The sequence below is a fragment of the Haloarcula sp. HT12 genome, assembly GCF_055271655.1.
The window spans coordinates 42294-67504 of the sequence record NZ_JBUXKW010000007.1 but is presented as its reverse complement, the minus strand read 5'-3'; the positions used below and the strand labels follow the sequence as shown (position 1 = coordinate 67504).

Below are 25211 nucleotides of genomic sequence, written 5' to 3'. Positions count from 1 at the left end.
CCTCCCTCGAGAGTTCTGGTTCCGCGAGATAGAAGTATTAACCAACGTTCTCGCTATATTGCGCTGTTTGTTGGTTAACTACGCTCAATCTCGCCGCAAAATGGGGGCTATCGCAGGATACTGTTGTTCGGGAAACTATTCCTCGAAGTAAGAACTATATCCTTAGACCTGCAATTCTGAGTATGTCCGAGACAGACGCCCCCGATGGGCCACCTCCCTTTGAGGATGCGTTCGCCAGCGACGACGTCGAACAACGTATCTACGGCACCATCCTGCAGACCCGCGAGCCGACGACGGCAAGCGCGATCGCCGACAGCGCCGACTGTGACCCCAAGACCGCCCGAAAGTATCTGGGCTGGTTCGACGATCTCGGCATCGTTACCCGACACGACGGCCACCCAGCCACCTACGAGCGTAATGACGCGTACTTCGAGTGGCGACGCATCAACCAGCTCGCAGCCGACCATTCTGTCGAGGAACTCCAGGACCGCGTTCGTGAGCTGACGACGCGCATCACCGAGTATGAGGAGGCGTACGACGCCGCGTCACCGGCCGCCGTCGACGCCGTCGCCGCCGCGGAAGCCAGCGACGAACGGACCATCGACGACGTGTACAGCGACCTCGCCGACTGGGCGACCGCCCGCGAGGAGCGTGACCGCTACGAACGCGCACGCCAGCAACGCACGGGTGGCGAGCGCGAACAGGCATCCGGGTAGCCCGCCTGATGGCGCCACCGACAGGGGATGGCGGGAGCCCTGCCCCCATCGATCGTCCCATCCTCGAGTTCCTTCAGACGCGGCTCCAAGCGACGAGGCAGGTCTCCGAAGCGGTCATCACGGATGCAAGCGGCCATCTCGGGCTTCAGGTCGTCTTTGCCTCATCGTACTACCCAGCACCCGTCGACGACGCAACCCTGACTGTCCGCTGGTACACGAACGACGACTTCACAATCCACTATCGAGAGGTCCATTCGGAGCACACCTGGGAATGCCGATGGGATCGGCATCCGAACCCCCACAATACGCGCGACCACTTCCATCCCCCACCCACCGCCCCGACGCCCGGTGACGATGACTCCTGGCCGACCGATCATCGTGATGTCCTGCGACTCGTCCTCGACGAGATCGAAGACCGGATTGCAGTACTGTGGGACGACTAGACGACTCCCCCGCAGTGGCGTTTATCGCGCCGACCAAGGGTGACGGCGCTCAGCGCGATGGGCACCACCACGAGAGCCGTCGTGGTGTCCAGTCTGGTGTCAGCTGAGTGCAGTCACAGGTGAATCCATGTCTACGTTCAGTAACTCCGAGGCAGACAGTGCATCGCCGTCAGAAAACCACACGAGCCCACCCCGAGAGACCGAGGACACAGAGCCACAGACATCCTGGCCAGACGATGCAAGCAGCGAGGATGGAACGCCAACGCTCAGAATGAACCACTGTCCGGAGTGTGGGAACCGTCGATTCGTCTCGAAACTCCTTGTGTACGAGGTCACCGGCTACGACGAGGGCGGCGAACAAGAGTTCCGCCGCCAGCACGTCCGGGCAGAGTTCGAATACACTTGCAGCGAGTGCCAGACGACACTCCGGACGCTTCCCGCAGATCGCCGCGACTACTACGACGAAGTCGCGGTCCTGGAAACGGAACGGCGGGCAGCCCTCCGTGATCAACTCCGCCAGCTGGGGCAGCGGTTCTGGCAGCGCCTTGCAGCGCGGACGACGTGGCTGGCACTCGGACTCGTGACACTCGTGACCGGGCTCGTGATCTGGTTCTAACAGACAGACGGGGACCGACAGCAAGGGGTGGCTTACAGTAGGTGTTGGAGTAGCGTCATGCTTTCTTCCAACCAGGAACGGCTAGCTGGAGGCAGATCGCTGACGTGGGACATCGTGCCCGCACCGCAGGTGTGTCTATCGGCGCCAGGAGGCGTGAGGCGCGCTCGAAGCGCGTGCAGAAGCGTGAGTTCCTATGTCTGGACCTGATATCATCGACGACACGACAGGCGACTACGACCGGCTCGAAACCGAACTCGTTGCACAGGACCGGGATGCGTCCCGGGTCGCGACGGCGGACATCGACGAGGCGACTGCCCGCCGTCTCGTTGGCGACCTCGTCGAGGACGATGTGGTGACGCCGATCCCTGACCACCGCATTCTCGTCCACGAGCCCAGTAGCACGCCCTTCGAGTCGATCACCCAGCTCGCCGTGTTCCATCGTGGCTGGCAGGCCGCCATCGACGCCGACGCGGAGGACAACTGATGCAACAGACGCTTTCTGGGTGTGCGTTCTGCAATTCACCGCCCGGTGCAGAGATGGGCGAGGCGCATACGTGGGGGAAAGACGAACGGGTGACGCACCCAATCTGTGTCGACTGCGCCACCCAGACGCGGTCGGATCCCGACGAGCGCGACCACCACGCCTGCGACGGGTGCGGACTGGTCGTCGACGCCCTCGCGGCACTTACCCGGTTCCGCGTCGAACTCGGCCATCTCGAGGGGCCGCTCCAACTGTGTGCTCGCTGTAGCCCTGGTGGGCTCGCGACGTACTGGACGCGCGACCTCACGGAGCACCTCGTGGCCGAGTGACGCTTGGCCGAGTGAGGCTCACATCGTACACACGAAAACGGCTAAGTGCGCTGGCTCACAATGTACACATCATGAGCACCGATAAGAAGCGCGTGCAGTTTCGGGCCCCCGATCGGCTCATCGACCGGGCCGACGCACTGGCCGCAGTCCTCGGGGAAGACCGAACAGACATCCTCGTGACCGCGCTTCGGGAGTACCTCCAAGACGCCGCTCACGACGACGCACTCACCCAGGAGATCGCTGCCGCCTATTACGACGATGAGATCACCTTCGAGCAACTCAAAGCGCTCGTCGGCGCCGAGGAGGCGGCAAATCTCCGAGTGTTGAAACAGCAGTTGGACGAGGACTTCATCGACGAGGTCGCCGACGCGTAGATGTCGCGGCTTATCGCAGACGCCTCCGCCCTCGTGAGTCTCGGCATCGTTACTGACGACGATCCCGATCCACTCGCACTCTGTCTCTCCCGGTACGAGGTCGTCGTCCCAACGGCGGTCATCGATGAACTCCGAGAGATTGCATCCTACGAGGACGTCCATGGACACGCCGCGTCCGCCGTCCTCGACCAAACGGAGTCATTCACGACACAGTCGGTCGACCTCGATGCCGAGTTTCCGCTCGATGACGGTGAAAACGCGGCTGTCACCCTCGCGAACGATCTCGACGCTGCGCTCTTTCTCTGTGACGAGTTCAACCAACTTGGCTTGATCCACGCCTCCCTCGCTGATACCAGGCTCGTCACAACACCGACACTGCTCTCGGTTCTCGTTCGAACTGAACACCTATCAGCTGCTGATGCGCGGCTGCTCCTCGATGCGATCAGTGACGCCCGTAGCTGGGGCGCGAACAGTTACGTGCAGCGAGCTCGCTCGTTGCTCGAGGGGACCTAACACCATGGAGGATCCTTCGAAGTGATTTGGAATGTCCGATAACGACGCTCTCTACGACGTTTGTGAACGAACGGAGAATCCCGAGCACGCATCAGTTGATGACGTGGTCGAACTCATCCTCGAACGCGCACAGCATCCCCGGACGGAGCACCGGGACGCACATCTCGACGAGATGATGGCTACTGTTGTCGATAGGTACGGGACCGGCCCCGTCCGAACTGTTATCCATCGCATCCTCGTCGACCACTACCCCTTTCGGACTGCCACGCATGACCTTGAGATGCGTAACGTCGACGGTGTTCGTATCGGGACAGCAGCCGGCCAGTTCCTGACAGAATTGAACGCGCAGCACGACGATTGAAATACAGTTTCTGAAAGCCCTCGGCCGCTCGGCATCCCGCGACCACCGCTGCGCTCCTCGTGCCTGTGGTGCTTGCGGGGTCGGGGGACGACCGAGACGGCCTCGCCCTTTCTGAATCCGCCAGGACGGTAGCTGGATCGCCGAGTGTCGCGGCCGGCTAGACAGGTGTGTCCGTTATGGCCCGCCCCGCTCGCCGCTGCCGCCCTCCGCGTCGCTCGCGACCGACCATTCCGGGCATGCGGGCGCTCTCCGCACCGCCCGCGCCCGTTCCGGGCTAAAATGGATGTGCCCTCGGCGCCAGCGGGTATCCCCGTCGGTTGCGCCCCTTGCGGGCTTTCGCGTTCCAGCGCTTTGTGCCGCCTGCGCTGTCGCGCGCCACACCGCGGCGCGCGTTCTCGGCGACAGTTGCCCTGGACACGGACCCGCACATCGGGCCGGACACGAGCGGGCATATCCCGCTGGCCGCTCGCTCCGGGCGGGTCGGCGCGCGGTGCTGGATGGTCGTCCGCCTCGGACGCGCTCTCGCTCGCGCCCGGTAGGGCGCTCGCGAAGGCGCGAGCGAGAGCGCGCAGACGAGTCTGTCGGTCGTTGTCGTCGAGGAAATCCGCGATGTAGGAGCATCGCGGTGTCGGGCGCGTGAGCGCCTTCAGGAACCAGTGAGTTCCAATGTCAAGTAAGAACGTCTCCAGTGAAGTAGTTTCGGTCGATGAACAGGCTTTCGAGAAACACGATGACGTCGATGTCGACGAGGACGGTTTCGAGGTCGTCGACGAGACGCCGGAGTTCCGGGCGACGGTCGACATGGAAGTGCAGGCGAAAGTCGATTCCAACCATCCGGACGCGCGGGTCGAGGAAGGTCCGGATCACCTGTTCGGGAAGACCCTCGAACAGGAAGAGCGCATCGAGGCCCGGGAAGCCGAGCTGGAGCACATCAGTGCCCAGGCGGAACTCAGTGAGCAGGAGGGACGCGCGAAGCGGACGCGGGAGGTCGTCACCAAGCAGTGTGGCCGGGACGAGCCCGAACCGGTGGAGCGCACGGATCCCCGAGAGAAGCTGACGCAGGAGGAACTCGCGGCGGTGAACAAGCAGGCAATGCGGATCAGCGACGAAGTGCAGGGCGGTTGGTCGAGAGCAGTCGTCGCAAAGCAGTTGGCCGAGAAGGTGCAGCGCGGCCAGGACGTGACGAAGGCGGTGCTGGAGACGTTGGAGGAACTGAAGGCAGTCCCCGGTGCAATCGTGCCCATCGCAGATGTGCCGGACGTCCCGGTCGGAGAGGTAACGGTCCAGGGTGAAATCACCGAGCTCTGGACCCCAAGTGACAACTCAATTCAACAAGTCGGGCTCATCGAAGACGAGAGCGGGCGAACGAAATTCACGATCTGGGAGAAGAGCGGGAAAACGGTGGTTCGAGAGGGGCAGACAGTCAGATTCAGAGCAGTCAAGAAGAACTGGTACCAAGGTCGGTGCAGTCTCGCCATCACGGGCTGGAGTCGGATCGAATTCCCAGAGCGCGGTCGGTGGTGGGAAGAATAGCCAGCTGACGCAGCCTTCTTTTTTGCTGTGTGCCGGACCGGCCCAGACCCCGCCACCCCACCCTCCGCTCCCGGCCTCCCGCTGGTCGGCCGGCAGCCACGACCGGGATCGCACCCTTGAGAGGAGCGCGGTGAGACGGCTGTCCGGGGTTGAGAGAGGGTGTTTGTGTGCACCCAGAGGGGAAGTAGAGGCAGACAACGTGCCCTGAGCAACGATGTACAAGGAACATACTCTCACAGCCCGCGAACGGCTTCGCATCCACCTTCTCGAAGCTCGCCGGACGACCGTACTCACCGATCGTCGAAGCACAGTTAGCCGCCGCACTGGACGCCTAGGAAGACCTACCGCCAACGAACCTGCAGGAAGGGGCCTCGATCATAGACAATGCGGGACACCTAACACCACCAGACGCTGAATGGGTTCGATGGATCGGGACACAGGAGGTGTACCACGTCCCCGAACGCTCCCATAACGGTCCCGAACGTTCCTGTGAGGACCAAAAGGGCAAGCAAGACCAAGAACGGCCACAGTTCGTCGGCCATCTCAGTCTCGGAGGTGGGACGGTTCGACTAGGTCCAGCCGCATGCGGGGGTAGACGAACGTGGTGATGTCATCCTCCTCTAGTTGGCCGAGCGGGATCTCCTCCTCGCGCTCATCCCACTCTGGCATGTACTCGTCGAGCTCCAGCAGCGGGACCACGATGATTACATCGTCCCATGCCGGACACGCTGGGTGTCGGTCAGCGAGAGTTCCTTCGTCCATCTCCCACTCGTCTGCTCGCATATCCGGGAGATTCACCACGACTAGGTCCTCCGGGTCTTCCGGTTCCTCGTCGTGGACGATGTCGCCGTAGACGAATCCTTGCTCGTCCTCCTCGAACTCCGTCGACCGGTCGACTGCTCCGGCGACGAGACCTTCGGTTGTTCGAATCGTCTGTTCCTCGCCTTCTGGTGGGTTGCCCCCACTACCTCCTTTGCGTGGCATTATTACGTTGTAGCGGTGTTGAACTCCCCGAGCTCCGTCTGGGGATTTTCGAATGCGTTGATTCGTCGCTCAATACTTCGACCCAGCAGGTTGCGACTGAACTCGTCGTTGTCGAGTCGTACTTCCTTGAGGATCTGGCTCTTGCCGGAGAACGCCTTGACTCCATTCGGAAGATACCTCAGGTGAGTCGGCCCGATGCACCCGTTCACGTACATCCCGCCGATGTCGAGCACGTCGAAGGTGAGGTTGACGTCGTTCGCCTGGTTGTATTTCGACCTGTACGCCGTCGCGTCGAACCCTACGAGCGTGTTCCCGAAGTCCTCCAGCAGATCACTGAATCGTCGAAGGTGCCAGGGCTTCCATCCGAGTACCATCGGATTGAACTCGAAGTCGACCCCAAACTGCTCGAACTGTTCTCCGAGGTAGCGCTGGAGGTCAACAGACGTGTTGATCTGCTTCCGGTTCTCGCGTGGGGTCATCTTCTCGTACGTCCATCGGTCGCCCAGCCAGGCGTAGTCGATGTACGGCTCCAGCATGAGGCATCGGCGAACGACGTGGTCTGGATCGCGGTCCTTCAGTTTCTCGCCGTCCTCCCAGTCGACCAGAATGAGTTGCTGGTTCGGGCCGAGGAGGTCGTCAACGGGGTTGTTCAGGAGCCAGTGGGAGTCGCTGTACTTCACCTGGAGGTATGGGATCGATTCGTGGTCTCGGAACAGGTCACGCTCATTGGCGTTGAAGGGGTCTACTTTTGCGACGAACTGACGGGGGGAAGCGGTTTCCGGCATACTGGGTCTCTTAGGCACGGGTGGTCTCGGTGGTGCCTGTCGTGACACTACGCACCGCACAGGGATAAATATGTTGGACGTATTTTCTACAAGCCGTCTTAATCAAGGTGTGTAGTCAATATATCGGCCACTAAAACCATAACTCTTCCCACGTATCGATTGTATAACGAAGGTCTTTAGCATGAACCACAGGCAGAGGGAACCATGAGCGAACGAGTCCATTTCATCCCGGTCGGATTCGACTTCGATCGACTCATCTACCCGATTTCGAAAGGAGAGCTGGAGGCAGACCGAGTTGTACTCATCACGCACGAGGGCGATCCAGACGATGACGCGACGGATCGTGCTGCGGAGCTGGCATCGAATATGACCAACAGACTGGAGAACTCCTTCGAATTGATCGATGTCGAAGTTGAGCGGGAACCTATTGATATCGAGGAGCTGTACCAGTACGAGACGCTGTATCCGGACGCACACGAGTACATTCTCGACGAGCTGGAGGACGGGAACGAGGTCTTCGTCAATATCTCCTCGATGCCCCGCACGACTGCATTCGCCTTCGCCACGGCAGCTGATTCGATTATTGCCGAGTACCAGTCCGAGGTCGAGGGGATCCGAGATATGCTCCATACCTACTACGTCGCACCTGAGAAGTACCTCGTTCTCGAGATGATCGACGCCCTGGAGGACGCAAAGGATCTCTTTGAGCAGATGAGTGAGGATATCCGAGTCCATCCGCAGTACACGAATATTCGGGAGCTGCTGAACAAGATCGATGAAAATGGCGTGACTAAAGGTGCCCGAGACCTCGACGGGCAGATGTATGTCGAGTTCCCTTCGTCGCCTGGCAGTGACATCGAGGATTTCGAGGAGACCATTTTGAACTTCCTCTTCGGAAAGGATCCGATTGCGTCGACGTCGGCGCTCGCCGAGCAGTTGGCCGAAGAAGAAGGCGAGGAGTATGACGAGTCGTTCCGAAGTCGCATCCAGTACAACGTCTCGAAACTCGACGAGAAGGGGTATGTGGACCGCAAGAAGGTCGGAAACCGTCTCGAAACGCAGCTCTCGACGATGGGGCGGATGTGGGTGGAAACTCACCGGGGGTGAACAGGATCCTCGCATGATGGACACTCCGCGTAGACCGCTCGGTGGCCGTCCTTCTCGTACTCGATGAGGAGCATACCTGCAGGTATCTCGGTGTCGCAAGCCGGACAGGTTCCGAGGATCGATTGCTCCGACGACATAGGGGACGGAGCGCTGGAGCGTGTGACACTGTATTCCAGGCTCCAAGTGTAGTAATGGAGTATACGTTCAAAAATTCGATCCAAGCGAAGTGAAAGTGGAACGCGGAACAAGACCTATGCTGGACCAGTCTGATAATCCGACAGTGTTCGACGACCTCCTTCAGACCATCAACAAGATCCGAGGTGACTTCTCCGGTAACAAGGACACCTCTATCGCCGTGGGTCGGGAGGCCGTTATAGAGAACCTCGAATGGATATACGGTGGCGTGTGCCTGCTACTCCTCTTTGGCGTCCTGAAATTCAAGGACGCCGCTCTGCTCGCCGTCTACGGTGGGGTACCGTTCGTTCTCGATTCAGGTCTCTTCCTGCAATCCGTCCCGTTGCTCAGTCGCGTGCTGCCGCGTGTGACGATGTTGATAGAGCTCGGGATGGAGTTCGGGGCCGTAACCGTCGGGATCTCCCTTGGCGCCGTCTACGGCGTCTACAGACTCATTGGCGCGGTGAAGATGGGCGTGCCGTACTACGCAGCACTGAAGCGAGACGATTAGTCCAGACCCATCATTTTGGTTAGGAAGGGCTCATCTGGTGTACAAGGGGTCTAGTGACATATCGGTGTAGCCCCAGCGAGGACCTCGGTTCACTTCTTGCCGTTCTTACGGCAGGTGTCGAAGTTCACCCGACTCCCTGTGTAGGCACTTCAGTTCTGCATAGAGTCTATTGTCCCCTCAATGGGTGAGGGGCTCGCTGTACTGGCGAGTATCCTGAACACGGTGAGAACGATGGCAATCAGAGACATCTACGAAACTGACTTCGACGAGGACGTCCAGACAGAGTCGAACCCTAACCTGTGTCCCGAGTGCGACGGGCGGGTCACTACCAACGCAGTCGAAACCATCTGCGAGGAGTGTGGGCTCGTCATCGACGAGCAGCGGATCGACCACGGGCCAGAGTGGCGAGGGTTCGACGAAGACGAACGGGAGCGCACGGGTGCTCCGTTGACGGCGGCACGACACGATCGAGGGTTATCGACGGAGATCGGCCGCGGGACCGATGCGAACGGGAACGAACTCTCAGGACAGAAGCGACGGCGGCTCGCTCGGATGCGGCGTGAACAGACCCGTGGGCGGTTTCAGTCGAAAGCTGAACGCAACCTCGCACACGGGCTTAGTGAAGTCCGCCGGATCAGTAGTGCGCTCGAACTATCCGAGACGATCCGTGACCAGGCCTGCCAGCTATTCCGCAGCGCTCAGAACGAGGACCTCCTGCAGGGCCGGTCGATCGAGGCGATGGCCGCCGCGAGTGTCTACGGGGCGTGTCGGTGTAACGGGCGGCCGCGAACGCTCGACGACATCACCGAGTCGGCGCGCGTCGAGCAATCGCGGGTGACGAACGCATACACGACGCTGAATACGGAACTTGGCCTGCCAGCCCAACCCGTGACGCCGAGTGCGTTCGTTCCGCGGTTGGCCTCGGAGCTCGACGTCTCCGATCAGATCCGGCAGCGGGCTCGACAGTTGGCGGAAGCATCCGAATCGACCGGAGCAACCACGGGGGTTCGACCATCCGGGTTCGCCGCAGCCTGTCTGTACAAGGCCGGACGCGAAGACGGACGGTGGCTCACCCAGTCGGACATTGCTGAAGCTGCGAACGTCTCGGTGGTCACCGTGCGGACCCACCGCGACGCGCTGGACGAACTGGCTGTCTAACGCCCACACTGCTGATTTTCGGTTGTATGTCTGTAGGCTGATTGATGTGAGAGCCATTGTTTAAACTCGAAGACGAAGCATGATACGGCCAGATCACTCTATGACCGACCAGTACGCCGACTACAAAGCCCTCCGACCGCTCGGCGAAGCGACCCACGTTCCCGACGACCAACTCGCCAGTAGTAGTGGTGAGCCCCGGCGGCAACGCTCTGGTGGCGTCGACGCGGACTATCCAGACGGCCCGACAGCAGATGAGAGCGAGTGCGCTTCCTGTGGAGCGTCAATTCCCGCTGGCCAGTCGAAGTGCCGGTTCTGTCTCACGAACCATCTCGAAGCAGCCGACGATCAGGACACATCGACTGCCGAACGGACTCTCCTCCATATCATCCACATAGTCGTTGAGGCGTCGACGTTCTACGGCGCCGTCGGGAAGGGATCTGCTGCGGCTACCCTCCTCGTGAAGGCAGACGATGACCCAGTAGTCGATGACTGCAAGCTAATCTATGATCTCGACGAGGAACCGGCCCCACAGCTTGTCGATCAGTGGCCCTCGCTCCCCTCGGCGACACGGGTCACGTCTGAATGTGGTAATCAGCTGCTCGCGGCTGCTCGTGAGCGGACGGCGTGGACAGAGACGACGCAGTCCTGTCACGACGGCGAGCACACGACGTTCCTCTACGAGGAAACCGGGAGTGGGGTTCACTCCGAAGATCGTCTTGCAAGCCTACGTGAGGACGCAGACGACGACCTCTGGCTGGTGCCGGCGATTGCGCTCCAGGAATCCGTTGGCAAGACCGATACCGAACAGCCACGACGCGAGCGCCCAAACAGAACTCACCTCGAGTGTCGGGAGTGTGATCGGGAGACTAAGCATCGATTTCGAGAATTCGAGGCTGTCCCCGATGACGAGTGGACCGGGCAGCCCATGTGGGGCTGTCAGCGGTGCTGCACGCCACGCTACGGGCCCGAACCCGAAGCCGGTCAGTAAAGACGACGTCAAATTAACCAATAATTCTGGTGCCGGCTCGGAGTTGTTGGTTAACAGAAGCCAGCTCGCGACCACCCGACGATACCACACCTGCTGACTGCCCGCCGGTGTTTTTCGGCGCCGAGAATTGGCGGAGGCGCACATATGGACCCACGCGACACACCCGGCTACCGGCTGCACCGCGCGCTCAACAATCTCACCAGTATCGACGGCGAGCAATTGGAGTCCGTCGATCGGGAGCGGATCAGCACAGCAACGACGCTTCTAGAGCAGGTAGAGCTCCTCACCCGACCGGATACGACGGCGGACGGTGACGCCAACGAAGAATCCTGACAGCACGACGCGTCGGCAACGCAGCGTCCTGTGGCCGTCACAGCGTGAGCGGTTGTTCGCCCCCCTCAAGGGGTGCGGGGGCGCGAGACCGCTCCCGAGAACAACCCATGGCAACACTCCAAGCCGCAACGACATCGACCGGCGCGCTCGTATCGGATCCACAGGCAGCCCGCCAGCTCTGTGAGAACCACTGCTTCGGGACGCTCAACTGGGAAGTGGACGACGACGGCGAACTCGTTATCTGGGGCTACGATAGCTTCGAAGTGTACGAGGCCCGTGAGAACGGTCTTCCTGACTACGACGGTGGCATCGTCACCCACGAGTTCCTCCGGTCGCTCGCGGAGTATCTCGAACCGGACGAAGAATTCGACATCCAGACAGCCGGATTTACCAAATGCCGATTTCCCGTGCTGGCGAAACGGTACGTCGTCCGCGACGGTGAGGTGCTGTACGCGGACCTCAGTTCCCCCGACCTGATCGACGAGTAGCGTTGTTCGTCCCCCGGGAGGGGTGCGGGGCGATCCAGTCGTGGGTCGTCCTGCGAGGTGACTGTTCAATGGGCCACCGCGCACTCGTTGCGTACGAACGAACTGACGGACAGTACACGCTCCACTACTCTCATTGGGGTGCAGCGAATCTCAAGCTCAAGCACCGAATCTCGGCCGAAACACCGTTCGGTGGCGACGACACCGACTCGAAGTGGGCGAAACAGCTGCTGGCAGAACTGGCCGATGGCCTCGAGGCAGACGCCGTCGACGGCTACCTCGCCGGCAAAGACCGACCGTCGACGGTCGTCGAGCCGAAGCCCCGCGCCATCGGGCTCACGCTCGAGGAGATCATCGCTGACCATCTCGACTACCTCCATCACGAGGCGTTCTACGTGGTGTCACCCACCTTCGAGGTGGCCGCCTACCGGACGCTGTGGTTCGGCCTGCAGTACGACTCCGAGACAATCGACCACGGCGAGACGGTCGGGAACGGCGCGCTCGCGACCGTTCGGTGGCACGATGGCGAGCCGGTCGGCGACGGCCATCTGAAGGGGCAGTTCCGGGCACTGAAAGACGTCGTTGGCGATATGGTCAACAAGGGTGTGTTCACCCAGTCGACGGCTCGCCAGTACCTCAAGCAGAAGCTCGGCGAGTGGGTCGGGAAACGCCAGGAACTGCGTATCCCGGGCGGTGAAGCACCGTCTCCGGACGCGACACTCAGCCGCTCGTAGGCCGATTTGCGTCGAAGCAGATGGTGGTTTTTCTGGGGCAAAAAGGACTGAGCCCCACCGTAGGCTCGTGATTGGATGCCCGAGAAACCATACGACGACCTATTCCACGATTGCGAGTTAGATCCCGACGCAGTCCTCGGGACACGCACCTTCCACGATGTCCTGTTCACCAACGATACCGAGACGCCGGTAAACGTGCTAACCGGCGAGACGCCCGCACATTCGCAGGCGACCGTCGAGGAAGCGAAGGCGTTCGCTGCGAGTATCGACACGGACACACCACAAATCGCGCTCCCGGCCTCTGTCGAGACGCAGGTCGAGACCCAGAGCAAGCCCTACACCTCAGCTGCGTTCTTCCACTTCAAGGCAACTGGGTCGCTCGAGCGCCACCACGCCTACCACGCCGCGTACGACTCGGATGCGTTCACCGTCGACTTCGAGGCCGACTACGCGTCGGGCGATCTAACCATCACAGTCGGCCGAGCGAACGGGTCCTAAGAATCGACCGCTAGATCAGGGTTTTTCGAGCGCCGGCGATGGGTGCCGGCGCAGTAGGAGCGAGCGAGCAATCATTCCCGGTGCGTCGGCGTTTCGAGGTGTTCGAGATGCACATGGTAATTTACGCTCTGGTAGAAGAGTCGACCCACGACGACGCTCTGGCCACCGGAAAGACGGTGTTCGACCGCCTGGTCGGCGCGGATCCACATGCCGGCGCCGTCTTCGACTACCACGTGACGTTCGACGAGGAGGACACGTCCGTTGCGGGGAAGGCGCGATGGGGAGAGTTGCCGACTGCAGCCCCCATCGACTCCGATGACGGCCAAGACCTGCTTGAGCGTGGCTGGGAGGCGACGAAAGAGGAGTTCGAGCGGAATCTCGAACGGGTGAGGGAAGCACTTGACGAACTCTCCGACGAGGAGATTATGCGCGACGAAGATCTCGCTCGGCACGCCTTCCACCAGGTCGGCGCCTACGACGGGCCAACGATCTTCCTGTACAACGAATATGCGAACGGTATCCGTCACCGTGAGCAGCTGGATCGAGTGCTGGAGGAGAGCGAGGAGCTCTGGATCGTGCCCGCTGACGTCCACTTCTAACAGATGTCCCGGATCACAAATTGGAAGCGCGAGAGTCGGTCGCCCACACTCGCATACCGGAATACCGAGACCGGAGCTCGGGCTGTCTTACACCGAGCACCGGACTCGTACCGCTACAAGTGGCGTGGCGCAATCCTCGTCGACGGCTACCCGGTGTGGTCGCGGGGGTACGAGACGAAGGACGCGAAATCGTTCCGTGACGAGCTCCGTGACCGGCCAGCGCCCGAACTGAGTTGTCCCGAGTGTCCGAACAGCGACGTGGCGATCGGTGGGAAAACGGCTGACGGCGCGAAGATTCAGCGCTGGTTTGAGTGTCGGAGCTGTGGGTACGAAGCATCCTCGAGAATCGTGTACGGCGCCGAGCGCTGATTGATGGGAACGTTTCTGCGGTGACGTTTATTTTGGGCCGGAATGGGTGGCCCGTCTCAATCGGGCCAGATCCACAGATGAGTCTGGAAGTCATCGACCGCCACAGCGAAGCACTGTTCGAGTTCCTCTGGTGTCCCGTCTGCGGGCACGAGGTATTCAGTCACATTCCGTTCGAAGGTGTGTTCTGCAAGAACTGCAACACGCAGGTCGAACTCCAAGAATCCCGAGAGACACGCGGCTACGAGGAGGCCGTGCTCGCCTGCTTCGATACCCACTCAACGTGGAACCTCCACGTCGACGAGAAGCTCCGTCGCGACCTACCCGATGGGTCGGCACGGGTGAAGATCCTCGGCGCACCAGGTGCCTACAAGGTCGACTGGTGGAGTCCAGCACCCGGTGATGACTGGCAGCCGGTCGAACGAGGCGAGTTCGACGATTTCGACGAACCAGCCGAGATCTCCCATTTCGCGTAGGGGAAAGCAGTCCCTGTGGCTGTTTTTCGCCCCCTGAGGGGTGCGGGGGTGCTCGAACGAGTAGCTCCCGAACAGACCGATGAGTAGACCTAGCGACACACACTCGATTGAACAGACACGTCCCGCAAGCGACTGCGACATCGCCTACGTCGGGTATCGGCAGAGCGGGCAGGCTATCGTTGAGAAACGTCCCGGCCAAGAACGGCTCACACCAGAGCGGAGTCTCGCGCTGGTGAATCACAGTCCCTCGGGATTCGAATGGGGATATGGTGGTAGTGGTCCGGCGCAACTCGCGCTCGCACTCCTCCTCGACTACACGGGAGACGAGGCGTTCGCCCTCGACCACTACCAGGCATTCAAAACCGAGGTCGTGAGCCAGCTGGACTGCGCTGGGTCTGGTGAACGCTGGCGACTCACGGGACCCGAGATCGACGCAGTCCTTCACGAAACACCCGGCGAGCCGGTCGCACCGTCCATCTGAACTAATCACCGAGAGTAACCATGTCAGAACACACCCCACCATCTCGTGCAGATGACGAATCGGCTGAATCGAATGAACAGACGACACGAACGGAGTACGTCGAACGCAGTGACGTCGGCGTCTCCCTCACCGTGAAACTCAAACGTGGAACCGGTACCAGGGATCAGGACGAGGTAATCGCGAAAGCGAAAGGCAAGATCCTCGAAGACGCTCGCGAGGACATGGAAACCCTCAGAGAATACATCCACGATCTCGCAGAGGACGCCCGCCAGATCCAACCCGAAGAAGACGGGTAACGGCGAGGGCTGTTTTTTGTCGCCTCAGCAGTGGCGGAGGCGATCATCAGTGAGCAATCCAGACGGTCAAACAACAGACGCAAGCGAGCTTTCACCAGAACAACGGCTCGAACCCCCGAATACACGACTGATCAACGCTGGTATCGTGACGATCAACGATATGGAGACGCTGCGAGCCTGCGTCGCCTACGAGAACGCGAATCAGCAACGGGTCCAAATCCTCCGCCGGCTTGAACAGCGGGCCAGCGAACTCCGCGCACAAGACGATTGACCCAACGCCCGGAGGTATCTGTCGGAGCCTCGGTGGGTGGAGGCTCAATCCAGATGAGCGATCGACCAGAGATCGAGATTCAACGACAGACCGCGTTCGGTGACGATGGCCAACTCGAAGTAACCGAAACGAGCGTCGAGACCTCACTTGAGGATTTCGGCGCTGACGTGGATCATCGCGACCGGGATTCGCGTCTTGATCAGCCCGAGGCGAGTGAGTTCGGCGTCGACGATCGACCCGAAGTTGAGCAATCATCGGAGGGAGATCAGTCGACCCTCTTCGCTGATACGGACGAGGATCAGCAAACCCTCAACGGTGAGGATGCGGCCGCTCGCTGTCTCTTCGATGAATAAACGGCCCCTATTGATTAGTTATCCGTCGAAATGTTATAGTCTGAACTACAATAGTCTGAGTTCTGATTTTGAAGCGAGGCTGAGGGGCTAATAACCGGTGGTAGTTTTTCGACCCCCAGCAGGGGCGCGGGGAATCCGAACGCCCGCATACAACCGATGGAGATGAATTCGACTACCGACCCACGAGCAGTCGTACAGGATGCGAGTGAGCGATGGCAGACGAGTGCAGACTGCGTTGAGTACGTCGGAATGCGTGTCGATGGAACGCCAGTGGTCCTGAACCTCACCGCACACGAACGCCTCTCCCCAAATCGAAGTCTCGATCTCGTGCGGCATAGCCCGGCGGGATTCGACTGGGGCTATACGGGAAGCGGACCGGCACAGCTCGCCTGTGCGCTCCTCCTCGATTACACCGACAACGAAACCGTCGCCCAGCAACACTACATCCAGTTCCGCAACGACGTGGTCAGTCAGCTGGTGTGTGATGGCCCGGCCGACTGCTGGCACCTCACCGGGGAGGATATCGAGGCGGCACTCGCCGAATTCGAAGAGTACCGAGCACTCACGCCAGATGGTGGGGCGCCGTCATCGTCACTGCCGGCGAATTGGAGTGCGGTGAGCCAGACAGATCGGACAGTCTTCCAACGTCGAGATATCGACCACTACGTCGTCCTCGCCGAAGGGAGCGAAGAGTGGTTGATCATACTTTGTGCGCAGGGGGACCGGGCGTATCCCGCCCCGCTTGACCATCGAACACTTCCGGTCGAGAACGACCCTGCCTCAGCTGTTCAGGCACTCGTCGCTGAGAGTAACGACCTCGTCGAGCCAGAGGAGGCCAACTGATGGAGAAATTCCGACTTTCGCGAGCAACGTACCAGCTCATCGAACGCGCTGTCACGGCGCTGGAGTGCATCGGCCGAGAACTCGAGCGATACAACGACCGGCACGAGCGAACAGCTGGGAAAGACACAGACGAGACGAATCCCGGCGAATCATGACTGGCGAAGCGACGCTTGATGACTTCGAGAGCGAGACATCATCCGGAGAGTCCGGCTCGCTCTCACTGGAAGAGCGACTCCTCACCCCAATTTCCCCGTCCATCGGTCTGCGGGTGATTGCCGGGTACGGCGATCCGCTCTATCTCCAAAATCGGGGAACAGAACGGTATCTCTTCCGCGACGATTATGACCGGTGGTTCATCCTTCAACCCTCAGCGAAGGACTCAGAAGACGCGTTCGTCCGGTGGGTGTACCTCCCAGCAGACCGGCCCGAACGGCTGGCGCAGTCGGCACTTCGTCGACGGACTGTGATCGGCTATGATTACGTTCAGCGGTCGGCCGCACCAGATCCAGTTAGGTCGACGGTGACGGCGATGTTCGTCACAGAACGCTGGCCCGAGACCACCTACGAATGTGGGTCGTGCGAGGCGTTGTTCGACACGGCACAAGAGCACGCCCTGCACTGCTGGGACGCTCATCCGTGGGTACCGAATCCTGAACAGGTGCGCCGTAGGCGGAGAGATTGAAGGACAGAAGGGACAATAATCGATGCGGCGATGTTATTTCTTTGCCCTACACCTATGTTGAAAGAGATACGAGTTGGTAATATGGCGACAAGGATGGCCACCCGGCTCGAGAGCTTTTTCGAGCAACGGACTGACGGGAATCTCCGGAGTATCGTGAAATACGAGGAAGACACGTACGAGATCGTCCATCTCAGGGATGATGTCGCTGAGCAATATACGACAGACGAACTCGAATCAGCAATTGACGAGTCCCGAATGGAGTCGTTAACGGCACCAATCTATGAAAACACCTTCTCAGAAGACCACGGACAGCTCACGTGTCTGGTTCAGTGCTTCGAGAACGTTATCGAGATGAATTTCGTTCTCGAAGACGGGATTGGAGCCGCCGTCGCTCTTGATGCGGAAGCAATGTCCGATGCCCACGGACTTGTAGCTGAAGCAAGGCGGATCGTCCTCGAAGAACGAGAGTAGTCGCCGACAATAGGCCATCCAGCTGCATTTTTGAGAGGTTCTTCGTGCCTACCAACGGCCGCTAATTAACCAACAAGTCCCAGATCCAAGAGAGAGTGTTGGTTAGCGTGTGTTGTTTTTGCGCCCGGGGGAGGGGTGCAGGGCGACCGAATTCGCCCTCGCACGGTCGTATTCATGTCGCTCGAAACCAGTCCCAGCAACAGCACTGAACGCGAAATTTCCGCTGCCAGACAAGCCGACGCCGTGGCGTTCCTTCATCGAGCACCGTTCGCTCTGGATGCGTATCGGCTCGGATTCTTGCCCGGGTTCCGAGAAGATTGTGGGTACCAGCAGACCCAGTATCAGAACCTGAACATCCCCGTCGGGATGTTGGATAACGACTTCCGGAATCCCGATTTGGATCGATACGTCGCTCGATTTTTTGAGCATGAACCCAAGGTCGGCGTCATCGGAGATGCGTACGAGGAGGACGACGTCGACGAGTACGTGGCCGTCGCCCGTGAGATTCAGGCGAGCTACCCCGATACGGAACTCGTCATCGTCCCCAAGTGCCGGGAGCTAATCGACGCGATCCCGAACGATCTCGTGCTCGGTTACTCGCGGGGATACGCCGACCGGTTGGCGCACGAGTTCGCCGAGCCGACCGACTGGCGTGGCCGTCGTGTTCACATCTTGGGGGGCAGTCCACCGAAACAGTGGGACGTCATCCAGCAGCTGACCCGACCGACACTCACAGGCGAGCCACCGGCCGACATCGTCGGCCTCGATTGGAACGGACTCCATCGCGGCGCACAGTTCGGGGAGTTCTGGACAGCTGACGGGTGGGATGATAGCGGACGTGACGCCTCCCACGTCACAGTTCGGAAGACAGTCCGACACAGTCTCGCCCGCATCAAGGCCTTCTGGCAGTCTCACGGTGTCTGGCCTGACTCGACACCACATAACGATATCCTCGAAATCGAGTACGAGGGCCCGTCACCAACCGATCTCGATAGTGCTGTGTGTACCGAATGCGAAGCGAACGTCTGGACGACTCGGCGCGGTCCCTTCATCGCTGAGTATGATACCGGCGTGCTCTGTGGCTACTGCAGCTACGAGTGCTACTTCTCACATCGCCATCGGAACAACCTAGAGGAGATCGCCGGCGAGCAGAGCGTGTACATTCCACCGGCGTGACGCTACGAGTAGTTTTTCGCGCCCCGGAGGGGGCGAGGGCTCGATCCAAAAAGTCCTCTGAGAAGGTGATTTTCCGTGAGTCAACAACAGCGTCCGAACGACGTCTCGATCGACGACATTCCAGTCGACGTATCGAACACCCAATCAGGCGAAGTCGACCCCGCTGAAGTACCCGAGGAAATCCGGTCGATCACTCGTGGACTCGCAAGCGAGCAACCGCCGACGAATCCGCTCGTCGTCCTGAAGGCCGCTCGCTGGTGGTATATACATGGCAAGGGTGGGACCGATCCCGCGTTCCAGTGGGCCATCGAGTGGGTGCGACACCTTGCGACGGACACACCCAGCGATGTCAACCAGTTCGATGCGTTCCTCGAATATCTCGTCACGACCGGGTTCGCTGACGAGAAGGCAGCGCTTCGATAACCGGTCCCCCATTCACACTACGGGGTGTTTGACCGGGCACTATCTCGAACAGAAATGGGGCTGACCGCAACTTGTCCAGATAGGAGGACGTGTACTTAGAACCGGTAGCATGCAACGTCTTCTCCACCACAGGTCGGACACGTTTCAGCGTCCTCGGAAAGGGTCGTTCCGCAGTGTCGGCACTCATACAGGGTGGAGATCGTGGATATACGAGTCCCAACGACCCCGCGGAGCGTTTCGACGAGACCCATCCTCCCTGTGCTTGTGTCGCACTGGTTGTTAATCCTAGCCTCCGATAGCAGCCCCGATCTAAACCCCCCGAAGTTGCGCCGATGTTTATCGTGCGCCCCCGAGGGGCGCGGCGCGTCCTGACTTCTCGGAGACGTCGTCGTACTCGATGTGATGCCATCCATGATGACTGCTAGTGAATCGGAGGTCTCGTTCGAGGAGACCGACACCCGACACGACGAGATGCACAGTACCATCGAAGACTGGATCGACGAGCTCGTCGCAGACGTCGACGAGGCCAAAGTCAGCCAGCAGTTCCAGGAGTGGCTCGATGTCCAGTCCCGATTCCACGACTACTCCCATCGCAACACCCTCTTGATCAAGCTCCAGTGTCCCGAGGCAACCCGCGTGGCGGGCTACAATACGTGGAGGTCGGAGTTCGACAGACACGTCCAAGAGGGCGAACAGGCGATCTGGATCTGGGCACCCATTATTACGAAGCAGTGCCCAGAGTGCGAGAACTCACCGAGCTACCACGAGCAAAGCGACTGTGAATACGACGAGACACCGGCCGAGGAGTGGTCCAAAGGACTGGTTGGATTCAAACCAACAGCAGTCTTCGATGTGTCTCAAACCGAGGGCGAACCGCTCCCCGAGTTGGAAACCGAGGCCACAGGTAACGCCGATGACCTGGTGCCAGCGCTCCTTGATGCGGCAGCTACTCTCGATGTCGACGTCCGTGTCGTCGACGCTGCTGAGTGGGAGCATGGCGACGCGAAAGGCGTCTGCAAACACCGGAATCTCCACGAGTGCCAACCCGTCGTCGAAGCGAAAGCCCGCTCGAATCAAGCCGATCTCGCCGTGACGCTGATTCACGAGTACGCCCACGCGCTGCTTCATTTCGATGGCGACGACGAGCCCGAGCGCGCAAAACGCGAGGTCGAAGCCGAAGCCGTTGCGTACATCGTCGGGCGGTATTTCAACCTGGATACGAGCGGGTCAGCGTTCTATCTTGCCGCGTGGCAGGACGACGATGCGGAGAGCATTCAGGAACGTCTCGGCCGGATCAGTTCGACCGCTCAGGAGATCATCGGGACGGTCGCCGAGGGCTGAACACGCATTCCTGAGCTGTTAACCAACATCTGGGGGGATACTATCCCACTCTGTTGGTTAATTCGTTCGGCGTCCCGACCCCGTGTGTTTCGATCGGTCCCGAGACATACCCATCGACAGTCGATGTTATCGTTCAGAATCGATTCGGCGCTGCTGGTCACGAAGGAACTCAACGACGGCATCGATATCCTGTTCGGGAACCGTTTGCTGTTCGAAGACTCCTTTGAATGCATCTGCGAAATCCTCCGACGTGAGGCGGTTGAGGACAGTCTCGATGCGACCAGCGAGCTTCTCGGACTCTCCGCGATGCAGATGAGTCGCGATCCGGTCGAAATCCGCGCCAGCAGCCAGCACCACCAGATCCCGAGAGTCTGCCTTGCGGCCACTGTGGAGTTTCACCGCGAACAGCAACTCCCGTTCCGGAATCCTGGCTGTTACCGGGCGCCCGGTTCGCAGTTCCTCGGTGACAGAGTGCTGGGCCAGATAGCGATACGACCATTCAGCTTCCGTCTGGCGACAGCCCAGCGCGTCCACCATCGCGTCGAACTGAACCGGATTCCCGATATCTTTCGTAAACCGGATAGTCCGGCCCTCGTAGAGTTCGTTTCGCTCGACATCGGCCGTTTTCTCGTAGCCGCGGTCGGTGAGAAGGTCCGTGTAGTCGTCGACCGCTTGGGCCGGAATGACGACGTCGACGTCCGTGGTGAAGCGTTGATTGAACGCCGCGATCGCCCACCCACCGACGAGCACGTACGGCAGGTCAGCGTCAATGACTGCCTCCAGCGTATCCAGTAGTTCGTCTTCGCGTTCACCGAGGCTCATACATTGAGACGCGGATCCTCGTGGGACGCGTCGATATCGCGGTCGTACTCGTCGGCGATCATCTCCAACGCCGGCTCGTAGTTCACCCGGTACTCCAACATGTGCTCGATCGTCTCGTCCAACGGAATAACCGGATTGCCGTCGACCCACTCGCGAGTGATCTCCCCACTCGTCGGGAACAACACGTACGAGACGGCCGCGTCGGAGTCGGTCGCATCCGGCCGCTCTTCGATCCGGCTCGGAATCCCGAACTCGTCGAAGAACGCCGTCCACCGTTCGACGTCCTGGTCGGCGACCTGGATGAAGATCGGGTAGTCGTCGTGGCCGCGGGCGATCTGATAGCCGCCGTGGGTCCAGACGTAGACGCCGTCGATTTTCGTGTACGCAAAGGGCATCGCGGCGAAGTGCGGAATGACGTAGCCGTCGTCGATCGAAGGGGGAACAGCGCGAGAGATGGCCGCGACGAGATCGTAGTAGCGATCCCTGACAGCGTAATTCTCGATGTAGATGCCGTCCTCACGCCGGATGAAGCCTGCGTCCTCCAACCTCTCGATCCAGTCGTAGACCCACGAGTAGGAGCCGTCGATCTTCTGGGCGATTCGCCGGATCGAGTCACCCGGCTGGGCCGCGACCATGATCTTCGCCGCGGTCTCGTCGACGTACTCCATCATCGCTAGTTATCGGTATCGTATCTAACTGTATTAGTCTTGTCCCCCGTATTCCCTATAGAGTTATCTCTATACAGATATACAATTCTTGGCTCCGGTAGTCCGATCCGGCGCAGCATTCGAGCAGAGAGAAATTAACCAACAAAGGATACGAATGATCGCTATTCGTTGGTTAAGTTTTTCTGCGCCCGCGGAGGGGCGGAGGCGCACTCCCGTCTCCACCGACCCATGACCGACCGATATCTAACGACCGTTCTCGATGAGGCAGAGCGAGTCGCAGAGCATCACGAGCAGGTCGCCCAATCATCAGACAATCCGAATCACGGGTATCTCCGGTACGCCGTGCTTCGGCTGCTCGAAGGCAAGGCTGACGAGACATCGGTGAAGGTACCGCAGGTCGACAGCGTGACCGTCGGCTACGGGGAGGACAAGGCGATGTACGAGAGCTGGGACCCCGACGTCGAGTGGTGGAAGACGGTTCCGCCGCAGGCGGAGTGTACTCGCTTCCGGATGTTCTACCCCGACGAGTACGAGGCTGTTCCGCGAGTCATCGTCGACGTGATGACCGCGCTCGGTGCCTGGCGCGTCTGGACTGGGAGCGCAGCCGCGTGCGGCTCCTATGACCATCGCGAGCGCCGCGAGGTCCATTACCTCTGGCCGGAAGGCCATCCGGTGGAGGAAGTGCTCCACGAGCGGCTTAGTGGCCCTGCGGAAGCCGTCGCTCCCGACGGTGGCCGAACGGGCGACGTTCGCGACCGACTGGTCGTCGACGAGAACGAACAGTCACGGGACGATCTCGAGCCCCGCACGAAGCGTGCCGTCGCCGAAGCGATGGACGTCTCACTCCTCTCGAAAGGTGGCCGCTACGAAGTACAGTCCGCATCTGGGAACCGGTACGAAGTTGACGTCGTCGACGAGTCGTGTTCCTGTCCCGACTGGCAGCAACGCTCACCCGAAGGCGGCTGCAAGCATCTGCGTCGCGTCGATCACGAGATCAAACAGGGTCGTGTTCCACGTCCGGATGGGCGCCTTCCAGCACCCTCGAACTAGAACGATATCTTCTGGAGTGCGTGGTAGTGTGGCGGCACACTAGACTTTTCACGGCCGGTCACCTACCGGGAGGTATGAGCAGCGACAGAATCGACGCCGAAAGCAAGGTGTCTGGAAACCAGGCAAACATCCCCGCCCGGATTCGGCGTGAACTCAATATCGATGATGGCGATCAGCTCCGTTGGCAGCTCGAGGACGACGGGAGCATTCGGGTCCACGTGATCCAACAGCAAACGGGCACGTTCGCCGACTTCGACGGCTACGCTGGTGAGGAGCCGACCGATGTCACGAGCGATCACGACGCCTGGGGCGTCGACGTCGAGTAAATGCCCCGTACACTGATCGATACGACAGTCCTCTTTGCCGCCGCATACCGGCGGGATGGATCCCACGATGCCGCGCTTCCCGTGCTCCACGGCATTGACAATGGAGCGCTCCCGGAGGCAGTCGTCCTCGACTACGTGCTCGCGGAAACGCTCAACGGCCTCACGACCCACGCCGGCCACGACGCAGCCGTCGATCTCCTCGATCGAATCGAAGAAAACGCCCGCTTCCACATCGATTCCCTCACCACCGACGCCCTCGCGACAGGGAAGGCCCTCTTTCGCCAACACGAACCGCTCTCCTTCGTCGATGCCTGTATTGTCGCGTATATGCAAACCGAGGGGCTCGGGTACCTGTATGCGTTTGACGACGATTTTGACGCCATCGAGGATGTCTATCGGCTCGAGACAGCAACGAATCCCTACGATCCGAACTGACGCCGGCTGACGCTACGGCTGGTGACGATGTTCGGTCTCAGGATAGTGGCACCTCGTAGTCAGCCGCCAGCTTTTGGAACTCGTCCCACTCCGGGAGCCGGTCGTCGTCGACCTCGCCGTGCGTCTCGAGGTAGCGCAGCAAGGCGTCGATTTCGTCTTCGAGGCCATACTTCGCCGCCTGCTCTCGGAGGTCCTCCTCGTCGACGTCGACGTGGCTGAGCAAGAGGAGACAGTACGAGCGGTGGCGGCTGCCGTCGTCGATGAGCAGCGTGTGACAACACAGCTCCGCCGGCGAGACTGCGTCGAGATCCTCGGAGTAGACGTAGTAGCGATGGCCGGTGAGCAGAAACTGGAGGTCGAAGGCCGCGAACCGAGCGAGTCCAGTTTCATGGAACGCCGCCGCGTCGATCTCCGTCTCGGCCTGGGCGAGGAATTCGTCGTAGTCCTCCCAGAGAATCGTGCCCTTCGGGGCCACGGCTTCGAGGCGTTGGCGATACAGATGGTGTGCGAGTTCCCGGGCGAACTCGTGGAGGCGGTCGAAGTCGGCGTTGAACTCGTAGTGGCCGTCGGCCGTCCCGACGAGCCCACGGTCGCGAAGTCGCTTGAGGACGCGGTTGACCGTATTGCGGTAGTTGTCGCTCCGGTCGGCAATCTCGGAGACGGTTCGCGGCTGGTCGAGGTAGTACAGCACCTCGAGTGCCTTCCCGGTCAGCAGTTCAGGGAACTCGATGTGGGAGTGCTGGCGGACGAGGTCCTGATAGAGCTCGACGGCGCGAGCATCCGACGGGACGACGCGTTTTCGCCGCCCGTCGCGTTCCGTGTAGACGAGCCCCTTCTCGACGAGGTCAGCGACGGCACGGGAGAGGTAACTCTCGCTGTGGTCGAGCTTCGTCGCGAGTTCGGAGATCGTGTCGCCGCGGTCGACCGTGGCGAGGACCTCGAGTTCGATGCGCCGGCGCACGGTGTAACATAGTACGAAACTTGTATATAAAGAAGTTTCGAATAGTGT

Annotated in this window: 41 protein-coding genes; 35 read left to right on the top strand and 6 right to left on the bottom strand. The window is 60.4% G+C overall.

The features are described 5' to 3' along the window. The first annotated feature begins 182 nt into the window (after window positions 1–182). The 10 genes from ACY9XZ_RS20630 (at window position 183) to ACY9XZ_RS20585 (ending at window position 5366) form a co-directional block, all read left to right on the top strand. The gene (locus tag ACY9XZ_RS20630; RefSeq protein ID WP_463458851.1) at window positions 183–716 is read left to right on the top strand and encodes a DUF7342 family protein; all 534 of its coding nucleotides are present in this window, start codon (window positions 183–185) and stop codon (window positions 714–716) included. A gap of 8 nt (window positions 717–724) precedes the next feature. Then, complete coding sequence (locus ACY9XZ_RS20625; protein WP_463458850.1) at window positions 725–1159, top strand: hypothetical protein; 435 nt, start codon at window positions 725–727, stop codon at window positions 1157–1159. Between the two features lie 127 nt (window positions 1160–1286). Next, the gene (locus tag ACY9XZ_RS20620) at window positions 1287–1775 is read left to right on the top strand and encodes a hypothetical protein (RefSeq protein ID WP_463458849.1); all 489 of its coding nucleotides are present in this window, start codon (window positions 1287–1289) and stop codon (window positions 1773–1775) included. 193 nt (window positions 1776–1968) lie between these two features. Next, a complete protein-coding gene (locus ACY9XZ_RS20615; RefSeq protein ID WP_463458848.1) occupies window positions 1969–2259 on the top strand; it encodes a hypothetical protein in 291 nt (96 codons plus the stop codon). Continuing rightward, complete coding sequence (locus tag ACY9XZ_RS20610; protein ID WP_463458847.1) at window positions 2259–2585, top strand: DUF7558 family protein; 327 nt, start codon at window positions 2259–2261, stop codon at window positions 2583–2585. Before ACY9XZ_RS20615 ends, ACY9XZ_RS20610 begins: the two co-directional genes overlap by 1 nt. A gap of 71 nt (window positions 2586–2656) precedes the next feature. After that, window positions 2657–2959: a hypothetical protein gene (locus tag ACY9XZ_RS20605; protein ID WP_058365798.1), complete on the top strand. Its 303-nt coding sequence runs from the start codon at window positions 2657–2659 to the stop codon at window positions 2957–2959. Continuing rightward, a complete protein-coding gene (locus ACY9XZ_RS20600) occupies window positions 2960–3472 on the top strand; it encodes a PIN domain-containing protein (protein WP_220581160.1) in 513 nt (170 codons plus the stop codon). Window positions 3473–3503: 31 nt separating this feature from the next. Next, window positions 3504–3833 (top strand): hypothetical protein, encoded by a 330-nt coding sequence (locus ACY9XZ_RS20595; RefSeq protein WP_463458846.1) that lies wholly within the window; start codon window positions 3504–3506, stop codon window positions 3831–3833. A 353-nt stretch (window positions 3834–4186) separates the two neighbouring features. After that, on the top strand, window positions 4187–4372 hold the full coding sequence (locus ACY9XZ_RS20590; RefSeq protein ID WP_463458845.1) for a hypothetical protein: 186 nt from the start codon (window positions 4187–4189) through the stop codon (window positions 4370–4372). 127 nt (window positions 4373–4499) lie between these two features. Beyond that, complete coding sequence (locus ACY9XZ_RS20585; RefSeq protein WP_463458844.1) at window positions 4500–5366, top strand: DNA-binding protein; 867 nt, start codon at window positions 4500–4502, stop codon at window positions 5364–5366. Window positions 5367–5909: 543 nt separating this feature from the next. Here the strand turns inward: ACY9XZ_RS20585 and ACY9XZ_RS20580 are convergent. Next, a complete protein-coding gene (locus ACY9XZ_RS20580; RefSeq protein ID WP_463458843.1) occupies window positions 5910–6350 on the bottom strand; it encodes a hypothetical protein in 441 nt (146 codons plus the stop codon). A gap of 2 nt (window positions 6351–6352) precedes the next feature. Next, entirely contained in the window at window positions 6353–7135 is a 783-nt protein-coding gene (locus ACY9XZ_RS20575) for a hypothetical protein (protein ID WP_463458842.1), read from the bottom strand. Window positions 7136–7339: 204 nt separating this feature from the next. On the opposite strand from ACY9XZ_RS20575, the gene ACY9XZ_RS20570 reads away from it, so the two are divergent. Then, complete coding sequence (locus ACY9XZ_RS20570) at window positions 7340–8242, top strand: HFX_2341 family transcriptional regulator domain-containing protein (RefSeq protein ID WP_463458841.1); 903 nt, start codon at window positions 7340–7342, stop codon at window positions 8240–8242. Here the strand turns inward: ACY9XZ_RS20570 and ACY9XZ_RS20565 are convergent. Beyond that, window positions 8230–8316, bottom strand: coding sequence for a DUF7837 family putative zinc-binding protein (locus ACY9XZ_RS20565; RefSeq protein WP_463458882.1), 87 nt, complete (start codon window positions 8314–8316; stop codon window positions 8230–8232). The two genes, ACY9XZ_RS20570 and ACY9XZ_RS20565, sit on opposite strands and share 13 nt — an antisense overlap. 206 nt (window positions 8317–8522) lie before the next feature. On the opposite strand from ACY9XZ_RS20565, the gene ACY9XZ_RS20560 reads away from it, so the two are divergent. The 21 genes from ACY9XZ_RS20560 to ACY9XZ_RS20460 all read left to right on the top strand — a co-directional run bounded on the left by ACY9XZ_RS20560 (window position 8523) and on the right by ACY9XZ_RS20460 (window position 20901). After that, the gene (locus ACY9XZ_RS20560; RefSeq protein ID WP_463458840.1) at window positions 8523–8927 is read left to right on the top strand and encodes a hypothetical protein; all 405 of its coding nucleotides are present in this window, start codon (window positions 8523–8525) and stop codon (window positions 8925–8927) included. 231 nt (window positions 8928–9158) lie between these two features. Then, window positions 9159–10085, top strand: a complete 927-nt coding sequence (locus ACY9XZ_RS20555) for a transcription initiation factor IIB (protein ID WP_463458839.1) — start codon at window positions 9159–9161, stop codon at window positions 10083–10085. A gap of 100 nt (window positions 10086–10185) precedes the next feature. Further along, entirely contained in the window at window positions 10186–11073 is an 888-nt protein-coding gene (locus ACY9XZ_RS20550; RefSeq protein ID WP_463458838.1) for a biosurfactant protein 1, read from the top strand. A 144-nt stretch (window positions 11074–11217) separates the two neighbouring features. Continuing rightward, window positions 11218–11406: a hypothetical protein gene (locus tag ACY9XZ_RS20545; protein ID WP_135806884.1), complete on the top strand. Its 189-nt coding sequence runs from the start codon at window positions 11218–11220 to the stop codon at window positions 11404–11406. A gap of 107 nt (window positions 11407–11513) precedes the next feature. After that, window positions 11514–11894: a hypothetical protein gene (locus ACY9XZ_RS20540; RefSeq protein WP_463458837.1), complete on the top strand. Its 381-nt coding sequence runs from the start codon at window positions 11514–11516 to the stop codon at window positions 11892–11894. A 68-nt stretch (window positions 11895–11962) separates the two neighbouring features. Beyond that, entirely contained in the window at window positions 11963–12625 is a 663-nt protein-coding gene (locus tag ACY9XZ_RS20535; RefSeq protein WP_463458836.1) for a DUF6735 family protein, read from the top strand. 75 nt (window positions 12626–12700) lie between these two features. After that, complete coding sequence (locus ACY9XZ_RS20530) at window positions 12701–13123, top strand: hypothetical protein (protein WP_463458835.1); 423 nt, start codon at window positions 12701–12703, stop codon at window positions 13121–13123. Between the two features lie 107 nt (window positions 13124–13230). Further along, window positions 13231–13722, top strand: a complete 492-nt coding sequence (locus tag ACY9XZ_RS20525) for a hypothetical protein (RefSeq protein WP_463458834.1) — start codon at window positions 13231–13233, stop codon at window positions 13720–13722. Window positions 13723–13725: 3 nt separating this feature from the next. After that, window positions 13726–14091 carry a DUF7568 family protein gene (locus ACY9XZ_RS20520; protein WP_463458833.1) on the top strand — a complete coding sequence of 122 codons (366 nt, stop codon included), beginning with the start codon at window positions 13726–13728 and terminating at the stop codon, window positions 14089–14091. Between the two features lie 77 nt (window positions 14092–14168). Beyond that, the gene (locus ACY9XZ_RS20515; protein ID WP_463458832.1) at window positions 14169–14564 is read left to right on the top strand and encodes a DUF7567 family protein; all 396 of its coding nucleotides are present in this window, start codon (window positions 14169–14171) and stop codon (window positions 14562–14564) included. 79 nt (window positions 14565–14643) lie between these two features. Continuing rightward, window positions 14644–15045 (top strand): DUF6166 domain-containing protein, encoded by a 402-nt coding sequence (locus ACY9XZ_RS20510; protein WP_463458831.1) that lies wholly within the window; start codon window positions 14644–14646, stop codon window positions 15043–15045. Between the two features lie 20 nt (window positions 15046–15065). After that, window positions 15066–15341, top strand: a complete 276-nt coding sequence (locus ACY9XZ_RS20505; protein ID WP_463458830.1) for a DUF7389 domain-containing protein — start codon at window positions 15066–15068, stop codon at window positions 15339–15341. 49 nt (window positions 15342–15390) lie between these two features. Next, entirely contained in the window at window positions 15391–15612 is a 222-nt protein-coding gene (locus tag ACY9XZ_RS20500; protein ID WP_285266084.1) for a hypothetical protein, read from the top strand. Between the two features lie 53 nt (window positions 15613–15665). Then, the gene (locus tag ACY9XZ_RS20495) at window positions 15666–15965 is read left to right on the top strand and encodes a hypothetical protein (protein WP_463458829.1); all 300 of its coding nucleotides are present in this window, start codon (window positions 15666–15668) and stop codon (window positions 15963–15965) included. 156 nt (window positions 15966–16121) lie between these two features. Next, window positions 16122–16808, top strand: a complete 687-nt coding sequence (locus ACY9XZ_RS20490; RefSeq protein ID WP_463458828.1) for a DUF6166 domain-containing protein — start codon at window positions 16122–16124, stop codon at window positions 16806–16808. Next, window positions 16808–16963, top strand: a complete 156-nt coding sequence (locus ACY9XZ_RS20485; RefSeq protein WP_246989490.1) for a hypothetical protein — start codon at window positions 16808–16810, stop codon at window positions 16961–16963. Before ACY9XZ_RS20490 ends, ACY9XZ_RS20485 begins: the two co-directional genes overlap by 1 nt. After that, the gene (locus tag ACY9XZ_RS20480) at window positions 16960–17490 is read left to right on the top strand and encodes a hypothetical protein (RefSeq protein ID WP_463458827.1); all 531 of its coding nucleotides are present in this window, start codon (window positions 16960–16962) and stop codon (window positions 17488–17490) included. The genes ACY9XZ_RS20485 and ACY9XZ_RS20480 overlap by 4 nt, the downstream gene beginning before the upstream one ends. An 81-nt stretch (window positions 17491–17571) precedes the next feature. After that, a complete protein-coding gene (locus ACY9XZ_RS20475; protein WP_463458826.1) occupies window positions 17572–17961 on the top strand; it encodes a hypothetical protein in 390 nt (129 codons plus the stop codon). 174 nt (window positions 17962–18135) lie between these two features. Further along, the gene (locus ACY9XZ_RS20470) at window positions 18136–19137 is read left to right on the top strand and encodes a DUF6610 family protein (protein ID WP_463458825.1); all 1002 of its coding nucleotides are present in this window, start codon (window positions 18136–18138) and stop codon (window positions 19135–19137) included. A gap of 75 nt (window positions 19138–19212) precedes the next feature. Continuing rightward, on the top strand, window positions 19213–19560 hold the full coding sequence (locus ACY9XZ_RS20465) for a hypothetical protein (RefSeq protein WP_463458824.1): 348 nt from the start codon (window positions 19213–19215) through the stop codon (window positions 19558–19560). Window positions 19561–19971: 411 nt separating this feature from the next. Next, complete coding sequence (locus tag ACY9XZ_RS20460) at window positions 19972–20901, top strand: ArdC-like ssDNA-binding domain-containing protein (protein WP_463458823.1); 930 nt, start codon at window positions 19972–19974, stop codon at window positions 20899–20901. Between the two features lie 126 nt (window positions 20902–21027). Here ACY9XZ_RS20460 and ACY9XZ_RS20455 read toward each other — a convergent pair whose 3' ends face one another. Both ACY9XZ_RS20455 and ACY9XZ_RS20450 read right to left on the bottom strand, forming a co-directional pair. Beyond that, window positions 21028–21723 (bottom strand): nucleotidyltransferase domain-containing protein, encoded by a 696-nt coding sequence (locus ACY9XZ_RS20455; protein WP_092893729.1) that lies wholly within the window; start codon window positions 21721–21723, stop codon window positions 21028–21030. Then, the gene (locus tag ACY9XZ_RS20450; protein WP_463458822.1) at window positions 21720–22391 is read right to left on the bottom strand and encodes a helix-turn-helix domain-containing protein; all 672 of its coding nucleotides are present in this window, start codon (window positions 22389–22391) and stop codon (window positions 21720–21722) included. Before ACY9XZ_RS20450 ends, ACY9XZ_RS20455 begins: the two co-directional genes overlap by 4 nt. Window positions 22392–22619: 228 nt before the next feature. Here ACY9XZ_RS20450 and ACY9XZ_RS20445 point away from each other — a divergent pair, with 228 nt between their 5' ends. From ACY9XZ_RS20445 to ACY9XZ_RS20435, 3 genes are all read left to right on the top strand, one after another. After that, entirely contained in the window at window positions 22620–23441 is an 822-nt protein-coding gene (locus ACY9XZ_RS20445; protein WP_463458821.1) for a hypothetical protein, read from the top strand. 74 nt (window positions 23442–23515) lie between these two features. After that, a complete protein-coding gene (locus ACY9XZ_RS20440; protein WP_121513350.1) occupies window positions 23516–23767 on the top strand; it encodes an AbrB/MazE/SpoVT family DNA-binding domain-containing protein in 252 nt (83 codons plus the stop codon). Then, the gene (locus tag ACY9XZ_RS20435; protein ID WP_463458820.1) at window positions 23768–24202 is read left to right on the top strand and encodes a PIN domain-containing protein; all 435 of its coding nucleotides are present in this window, start codon (window positions 23768–23770) and stop codon (window positions 24200–24202) included. Between the two features lie 37 nt (window positions 24203–24239). On the opposite strand, the gene ACY9XZ_RS20430 is transcribed toward ACY9XZ_RS20435, so the two are convergent. After that, window positions 24240–25163, bottom strand: coding sequence for a helix-turn-helix transcriptional regulator (locus ACY9XZ_RS20430; RefSeq protein ID WP_463458819.1), 924 nt, complete (start codon window positions 25161–25163; stop codon window positions 24240–24242). Between the last annotated feature and the right edge of the window lie 48 nt (window positions 25164–25211).